The organism is Microbacterium sp. 22179 (assembly GCF_052045715.1).
Lineage (GTDB): Bacteria > Actinomycetota > Actinomycetes > Actinomycetales > Microbacteriaceae > Microbacterium > Microbacterium galbinum.
This window is the reverse complement of the sequence record NZ_JBQEPJ010000003.1, coordinates 98,437-104,821: the sequence shown is the minus strand read 5'-3', so window position 1 is coordinate 104,821 and position 6,385 is coordinate 98,437. Positions and strand designations below refer to the sequence as shown.

Annotated in this window: 5 protein-coding genes and 1 pseudogene; 3 read left to right on the top strand and 3 right to left on the bottom strand. The window is 68.1% G+C overall.

Going from position 1 to position 6,385, the window contains the following annotated elements; genetic code table 11:
* Nucleotides 1-342: pseudogene (locus tag ACTJKK_RS08220) on the bottom strand (hypothetical protein); the annotation flags it as partial.
* Nucleotides 343-519: 177 nt separating this feature from the next.
* Between ACTJKK_RS08220 and ACTJKK_RS08215 the strand changes: the two are divergent.
* Nucleotides 520-1,968, top strand: a complete 1,449-nt coding sequence (locus ACTJKK_RS08215) for a phytoene desaturase family protein (RefSeq protein WP_440747607.1) — start codon at nucleotides 520-522, stop codon at nucleotides 1,966-1,968.
* Nucleotides 1,969-2,321: 353 nt separating this feature from the next.
* On the opposite strand, the gene ACTJKK_RS08210 is transcribed toward ACTJKK_RS08215, so the two are convergent.
* The gene (locus tag ACTJKK_RS08210) at nucleotides 2,322-3,263 is read right to left on the bottom strand and encodes a LysR family transcriptional regulator (RefSeq protein WP_440747606.1); all 942 of its coding nucleotides are present in this window, start codon (nucleotides 3,261-3,263) and stop codon (nucleotides 2,322-2,324) included.
* Between the two features lie 120 nt (nucleotides 3,264-3,383).
* Between ACTJKK_RS08210 and ACTJKK_RS08205 the strand changes: the two genes are divergently transcribed.
* A complete protein-coding gene (locus ACTJKK_RS08205; protein WP_247633884.1) occupies nucleotides 3,384-4,376 on the top strand; it encodes a putative oxygenase MesX in 993 nt (330 codons plus the stop codon).
* Nucleotides 4,377-4,396: 20 nt separating this feature from the next.
* Nucleotides 4,397-5,434 (top strand): methionine synthase, encoded by a 1,038-nt coding sequence (locus ACTJKK_RS08200; RefSeq protein WP_440747605.1) that lies wholly within the window; start codon nucleotides 4,397-4,399, stop codon nucleotides 5,432-5,434.
* Between the two features lie 18 nt (nucleotides 5,435-5,452).
* On the opposite strand, the gene ACTJKK_RS08195 is transcribed toward ACTJKK_RS08200, so the two are convergent.
* The gene (locus tag ACTJKK_RS08195) at nucleotides 5,453-6,319 is read right to left on the bottom strand and encodes a DUF2510 domain-containing protein (protein ID WP_440747604.1); all 867 of its coding nucleotides are present in this window, start codon (nucleotides 6,317-6,319) and stop codon (nucleotides 5,453-5,455) included.
* Nucleotides 6,320-6,385 lie beyond the last annotated feature (66 nt).

The following is a 6,385-nucleotide window of genomic DNA, read 5'->3' as shown; positions in this document are numbered from 1 at the left end:
AAACGCCGATGCTTCGACCGCTGCCCAGGCCGCCGCAACCGCGGACTCGTCTGTGGACGCATCTGTCGAGTTCAACGCGACCACCGATGCTGACGCATCGGCGGACCCGTCCGCGAACGTGAACGCTGCCGCGTCGGCTTCCGCATCGGCTTCCGCATCGGCTTCCGCTTCGGCGAAGGCTGACCCGGCTGTGAACACCGAAGCGTCCGCGAGCTCGGACTCGAACGCGTCGGCTTCGGCCGGTAGCGACGAGAACCCGTCCTCGCAGTCGTCGAGCAACGGTGGTTCGAGCAAGTCCGACGGCTCGCTCGCGATCACCGGTGGCGACGCAGCGACGGCCATGGGGATCGGTATCGGTGCAACCGCACTGACCGTGCTCGGCCTGCTGGCTGCGGTGCTCGGGCGTCGCAAGAACCGGGAGGTCGAGGCGGAGTAATCCCCTCGCACCATCCCACGGTAGGGCGGGAACTCTCGGGTTCCCGCCCTACCTCTCTTTCACTCTCAGAAGGGCGCAGTCGAATGGCTACGGCAACGGAAGGTGTCGCCATCGTGGTCGGCAGTGGACCGAACGGGCTCGCAGCGGCGCACGTGCTCAATGCCGCCGGCTATGACGTGACCGTTTACGAGGCGAACGACGTTCTGGGTGGCGGAGCACAGGCATCCGAGCCACTGATCGCCGGAACAGTGCAGGATCACTGTGCGGCAGTGCATCCGCTGGCTCTGGTATCGCCGTCGCTCGCGGAGATCGCTCCGGAGGTGAGGTGGGCGCGCGCGCCCATCGAGTGCGCCCATCCGCTCGAGGGCGGAGGGGCGGCGTTTCTCTATCAGTCGGTGGAGATGACCGCACACGACCTCGGCCGCGGCGGTGGCGCATGGCGCCGCATGTTCGGCCACCCGTCACGCAGATTCGACGACCTCGTACAGGATCTGTTCGCGCCGCCCATGCATGTGCCGAAGCATCCGTTTCTGTTCGCCCGGTTCGGCCTGGTGGCGGCAACTCCGCCCAGCGTGATCGCGCGCCTCCTGCGCACGGAAGCCGCCGGAGCTCTGTACGCGGGGGTCGCGGCGCATGCATTCCAGCCTTTCTCCCGCCCGTTCTCCGGTGCGGTCGCTGCAGCGTTGCTGACGGCGGCGCATGGCGTCGGATGGCCCGTCGTCGTGGGAGGTACGTCGAGGCTCACCGATGGGATCGTCGCCTCGCTTCGATCGAGGGGCGTGAGATTCATCAGCGGATGCAGGGTGCGCGATCGCGCGGACCTGCCCCCTCACGATCTGCTCCTGCTCGATGTCCACCCCGAGCAGGTGGAGGGCATCGTCGGGAGCGCCCTCCCTCTCCGCAGGAGAAAGCGCCTCCGCCGCTTCCGCAGCGGGCCGTCTGCTTTCAAAGTCGATTTCGTCGTCGATGGCGGGGTGCCCTGGGAGCATGCGGCGGTCTCGCGCGCTGGAACGGTGCACGTCGGCGGTTCAGCATCCGAGATCGCACGCGCGGAACGCCAGATCGCCCGTGGCCGGATGCCGGATCGTCCATTCGTGCTCGTGGGCCAGCAGGATGTGGCCGACCCGGGCCGCCGCAGCGGAGAACTGGCGCCCGTCTATGCGTATGCGCACGTCCCTCACGACTACACGGGTGATGCGACGGAGCTGATCATCCAGCAGATCGAGCGATTCGCCCCGGGGTTCCGGCAGCGGATCGTGGCGCAACGCAGCCATGCTCCACAGGCCCTCGCGGGTGCGAACGCCAACTTCGTCGGCGGCGACATCCTCACCGGAGCGAAGAACGTCTGGCAGCTCTTGTTCGGAGCCGCAGTACCCCTCTCGCCCTACGACGTCGGCATCCCCGGTGTGTACCTCTGCTCTGCAGCGACGCCGCCGGGTCCGGGGGTACACGGCATGTGCGGGTACAACGCCGCGCAGCACGCGTTGACGGTGGTTGCCCGTGCTCGACGGCGCTCGTCGCCGTCGTTCTGACCGCCAGCTGCCGTACGGGGCAGTGGCCGCAGGGAAGAACGGGGAGGAGCGCGAGGGGTGCGCTCCTCCCCGCGTGCCCGGTGACGGGGAGGACACCGGGCGCGATCTGGGGAGACCGCGACGGCAGAACCGTCACTATAGGAACCCGCGTTGTCGCAGTTCGTGACGCGGATCGGTCGAATGCATCACAGAAAGACGAAAGGGGGAGCGGCGCCGCCGCTCCCCCTTTCGATGGGAGGGATTTCCCTGCCGGGATGGGGCCCGCAGAGGCCCGGCGGGGAGCGCCGGACGGGTCTTTGACGACTTACCTTTTATACCGCCGCGGCGGTCGATCGTGACGCCGATCAGGAAGATCAGTCGATCAACTCCACCCCGAAGTCCGAGACCACGGCCCGCAGCTCTTCGAGATACCGCTGCGCCTGTTCGGTGAGCGGGATGGCCGAGTGGCCGATCCATCCGATCTCGATGCGCTCGTCGACGTCGAGCGGGATCGCGGCGATGGAGGGGTCGAGGTCGTCGCTGATGATTCCGGTCGAGATCGTGTAGCCGTCGAGGCCGATCATGAGGTTGAAGATGGTGGCGCGATCCGAGACGCGGATCTCCTGCGGGGTCGACAGGGTGGAGAGGATCTCCTCCGCGAAGTAGAACGAGTTGTTCGCGCCCTGGTCGAAGGTGAGCCGCGGGAACCCGGCGAGGTCGTCGAGCGTGACGCGCTCGCGGGCGGCCAGCGGGTTCTTGCGCGAGATGAAGATGTGCGGGTCGGCGAGGAAGAGCGGGCGGAACGCGAGCCCCGAGTCGCGCAGCAGCTTGTCGATGACGCTGCGGTTGAAGTCGTTGCGATACAGGATGCCGATCTCGCTGCGCAGCGTGCGGACGTCTTCGATGATGTCCCACGTGCGCGTCTCGCGCAGTGAGAACTCGTACTCCGCGGCGCCGCTGGTCTTGACCATCCGCACGAACGCGTCGATCACGAACGAGTAGTGCTGCGCCGAGACGCCGAGCAGGCGCCTGGACGGCGGCCGGCCGAGGTAGCGCTGCTCGAGCAGTTCCACCTGCTCGGTGACCTGCCGTGCGTAACCGAGGAACTCCGCGCCGTCGGTGGTGAGCGTCACGCCGCGCGCCGATCGCAGCAGGAGCGTGCGCCCCGCCCGCGACTCGAGGTCTTTCATCGCGGCCGACATGGTGGGCTGCGAGACGTAGAGCAGGTCGGCGGCCGCACTGATCGAGCCCTCCGCCGCGACCTCGACGAAGTACTGGAGCTGCTGGAGGGTGATTCCGCTGGACGAGCGAGCCATAGGGAGAGCCTATATGGATGCATAGGCCAGGCAAGTTACCTGATAACCGGTGTCTGGTTGCACGATGGAGCTACAGACTTCCCCGGCCTCTCGGCCGATCATCCAGCAGATGGGCCTCCCATGGCGAACGACTTCACGTTCCACATCACCACCACGCGCTTCGACGAGGACTACTCGCCGTCGGAAGACTCGCGCATCACGACGAACTTCGCGAACCTCGCGCGCGGCGAGCACCGTCAGCAGAACCTGCGCAACGCGCTCACGATGATCGACCGACGGTTCAACGACCTCGCCCACTGGGACAACCCGGCCCGCGACCGCTACACGCTCGAGCTCGAGATCATCTCGGCTGGGCTGGAGTTCGAGGCCGAGGGAGAGGACCAGCGGTTCCCGCTGCTCGAGGTGCTCGACATCCAGATCGTCGATCGCCTCACCGGCCGCCGCCACCACGGGATCGTGGGCAACAACTTCTCGTCCTACGTGCGCGACTACGACTTCAGCGTGCTGCTGCCGGCCGTGACCGAGGCGGCGGGCACGTTCACGCTGCCCGACGACTTCGGCGGTCTGCACGGCAAGCTCTTCCGCCGCTTCCTCGCCTCGGATGCCTACCGGGAGCGCTTCACGACCTCCCCGGTCATCTGCATCAGCGTCTCGACGAGCAAGGAGTACCGCCGCTCCGAGAACCACCACCCGGTGCTCGGCGTCGAGTACCTGCAGGACGACCACTCCCTGACCGACGAGTACTTCGGGCGGATGGGTCTGCAGGTGCGGTACTTCATGCCTCCCGGAAGCGTGGCGCCGCTGGCGTTCTACTTCGAGGGCGACCTGCTGAACGACTACACGAACCTTCAGTTGAGCGGCACCATCGCGACCATGGAGACGTTCCAGAAGATCTACCGTCCCGAGATCTACAACGCGAACTCGGCGGCGGCCAGCATCTACCGGCCGAGCCTCGGTCAGAACGACTACTCGTCGACGCAGATCGCCTACGACCGCGAGGAACGCAGCCAGCTCGCGCTCGCGCAGGGCAAGCACACCGAGGAGCACTTCATGAAGCCGCATGGCGAGGTGCTCGCCCAGTGGGCCGCCGGCTACCCGGTTGCGGCCGCGTGAGCCGCGGAGCATCACCCGATATGAACACGCTTCTCCCCACCTCGATCGTCGGCAGCCTTCCGAAGCCCTCCTGGCTCGCGCAGCCCGAAACCCTCTGGTCGCCCTGGAAGCTCGAGGGCGATGCCCTGGCCGAGGGCAAGCAGGACGCCCTGCGCAGCGCCGTGCAGGAACAGGCCCGACGCGGCATCGACGTGATCAGCGACGGCGAGCAGACCCGCCAGCACTTCGTCACGACGTTCATCGAGCACCTCAGCGGCGTCGACTTCGATCAGCGCGAGACGGTCCGCATCCGCGATCGCTACGACGCGAGCGTGCCGACCGTCGTCGGCGCCGTGAGCCGCGAGAAGCCGGTGTTCGTCGACGACGCGCGCTTCCTCCGCCAGCAGACCGATCAGCCGATCAAGTGGGCCCTGCCCGGCCCGATGACGATGATCGACACGCTCTCGGACCGCCACTACCGGAGCCGCGAGAAGCTGGCCTGGGAGTTCGCGACGATCCTCAACCAGGAGGCGCGGGAGCTCGAGGCCGCCGGCGTCGACGTCATCCAGTTCGACGAGCCCGCCTTCAACGTGTTCTTCGACGAGCTTAAGGACTGGGGCGTCGCGACGCTCGAGCGGGCCGCCGAGGGACTGCGCGCCGAGACCGTCGTGCACATCTGCTACGGCTACGGCATCAAGGCCAACAACGACTGGAAGGCCACGCTCGGATCGGAGTGGCGCCAGTACGAGGAGTCGTTCCCGCTGCTGCAGCAGTCGATCATCGACACGGTGTCGCTCGAGCGGGCGAACTCGCACGTGCCGCTCGACCTCATCGAGCTCATCCGCGGCAAGAAGGTCATGCTCGGCGCGATCGACGTGTCGAGCACGACGGTCGAGACGCCCGAGCAGGTCGCCGACACGCTGCGCGACGCGCTCGCGTTCGTCGACGCCGACAAGCTCGTGCCGAGCACGAACTGCGGCATGGCGCCCCTGCCGCGCGACGTCGCCCTCGGCAAGCTCAGCGCGCTCAGCGCGGGGGCGGCGCTGCTCCGCGACGAGCTGTCCGCGTCGGAGGCGTGACCCGGCCCGCCTCCGACGTCAGATCCGCGGCGGATCGCTCGGCGGGAAGAGAAGGCGGGTCTGGTGGTTCGTCATGGCGAGCACCACGACTCCGAGGAGCGCGAAGATCACGCTTCCGACCGCGGTGACCCATCCGATGACGGACGACGTGTAGTCGGCCGGGTTGTTCACTCCGACGATGATGAAGAAGACGCCGATGGCGAGGGCGATTGCGGCGAGGGCGAACACCCCGATGCCGAGCCAGCGCAGGGCCGCCCGTGCCTGCGGGGCGTGGAAGGTGGGGCGGATGCCGAACCGTGTATGCGTGTAGTAGCTCCAGCGGGCGCCCGTCCACCAGCGCGAAGTGGTGCCGGAGATCGGGTACCAGCCGGCCCCCGCTCCCTCCTGTTCGCCCGGGAGCGGACGGAAGACGTCGAGCACGAGCGGTGCGCTCGTCGGCGCGGGGATGCGCAGCACCGCGCTCGTCTGGATCGCGATCGCGAACCACAACATGGCGAGGAGCAGCGTCGGGAACCCTCCGAAGGAGGCGCTCGGCGCCGAGAGCCCGAGCGAGAGCTGTACGGCGCCGAGTCCGGCGAAGATCGCGCCGATCGCCCAGGCGAAGGCGGGCTGCTCGGTGTTCGCCCAGTCGGCGCCGTGCGAGCCGTCCTTCTTCGTACGCAGGGCCGTCCACTTCGTCCCGTCCCACCAGCGGGCGGGGCCCGCGGGAGTGACGTACCAGCCGGGCAGGGGGCCGGCAGAGGTCGCCGACGTCGGCCCGACGGACGGTGCGGATGCCGCGACGGCAGCCGGAGCATCCGCCTCGTGCGCCGTCCACTGCGTGCCGTCCCACCAGCGCACACGCCCCGGCGTGCCCGCGTCGTACCATCCCGGTGCTGCGTTCATGAAGCGACCCTCCCCGTCGGCTGTAGCGGTTGGAGCGTAACGTCTCGGCTCCCGCGGCCGCCTCTG